Source organism: Streptomyces sp. 150FB (genome assembly GCF_000818195.1).
In the GTDB taxonomy this organism is placed as follows: domain Bacteria; phylum Actinomycetota; class Actinomycetes; order Streptomycetales; family Streptomycetaceae; genus Streptomyces.
Map to the genome: position 1 here is coordinate 4,301,640 of NZ_JTHL01000001.1, position 1,418 is coordinate 4,303,057.

1 protein-coding gene is annotated in these 1,418 nt (G+C 77.8%); it reads right to left on the minus strand.

Annotated elements, in window-relative coordinates; translation table 11 throughout:
* Positions 1 to 1,418 (minus strand): hypothetical protein (locus QR77_RS18330; RefSeq protein WP_173476318.1); only part of this gene is annotated, 1,418 nt, incomplete at both ends.

Genomic DNA, 1,418 nt, shown 5'->3' on the forward strand with positions numbered 1-1,418 from the left:
CGGCGGAGCAGCAGACCATCGCCGTGACGTGGTCGGTCAGCAGCTCACGTGCCGTACGCGGCGGCTGGAGCGGCAGCAGCGGCAGCGGGTCCGCGCCCCCGGGGCCGCGCGCGTCGCCGGACGCCCGCGCCGACCCTCCGAAGGGCGACGCCGCCTCCTCGCGGGCCATCTCCGCGCTGATCCCGGCGGCCAGCACGTCGGCCGGTGTGTCGGCGGGCGCTTCGGGGGTGCCGCCGGCTTCGGGGGTGAGGCCGGCTTCGACGTCGGGCTCGGACGCCGTTCCTGGCGCCGCTCCAGGCGCCGTCCCGGCCGCCGGTGCCACCGCGAGGTGCTCCACGACACGGGCCAGCGTCGGCCCCGCCGGGTCGGCCGGGCACCGTACGCTCGCGCCGTCCAGCACCCGGTGCAGCCGGGCCGCCTCCGTACGCCACTTCCGGTCGACGACCTCGTCCGGGTACTGCTGCCAGTCCACCGGGGACCAGTCGGGCCCCGCCTCGGCGGGTCCGCCGTGGAAGAGGCGTGCGGCCAGCAGCGAGGCGGCCTCGTCGGCCGCGCCGGGCTCTTCGAGCAGGTCGCAGGCGGGCCGCTCGCCCAGCCGGGAGGCGTACCCCTCGGCGAGCCGGTCGCGGCGCGACAGCTCGGTCAGCGCCGACACCACGCCGACATCAAGCCGGGACGGCCACCGGCCCATCCGCCAGGCGGGCAGGGCGACCCGGGTCAGCAGCCGGTCCCAGCCCGCGTAGGCGAGGCCGACCTGCTCCTGGGCCTGGATACGCAGCCCGTAGTCCACGGCCTGGGCGCGCTCGGAAGCGGCGGAGGCGACACCGCGCTCCATCAGCGTGGCGTGCTCGCCGCAGCCGCGCAGCAGCGTCCTGGCGACCCGGCCGACGAAGCCGAACGCCACCTTCCGTATCACCCCGTGCCCGGGGCGCGGACCCACGGCCGCCGCGTCGAGGCCACGGACGAACCGCCGGGCCGCGGCTATGTCGGGGTGCGCGGATGGACCCGTACCGGCGACGACCGGCGCGAGTACGGCGCGCAGCTCGGCGACCCGCATCCACCACAGGAAGGGCGAGCCGATGACAAGAACGGGCGCGGCCGGCACCCTGCGCCGCCCGGCGGTGCCGGGAAGGGCGTGCGCCGGGTGCGTACGGTCCTCCAGCCAACTGTCGCAGTCCGGCGTCAGCTCTATCGCGGAGGGGGCGGGCACGCCGAGCCGGTCCGCCAGGTCGCGGACGAGCTGATAGAGGTCGGGCGCCGACCGCTCGGCGACGGCGACGGTCGGGCTGAGGGCGGGCCTGGCCCGCGCGACGGCGGTCGCGAAGCCCGCTGTGAGGACCAGGACGACCAGCCCGAAGGCGGTGACGCCCCACCGGGCCGCGTCCCAGCCCGGGCCGTCGAGGCGGCCCGTGGCGCCG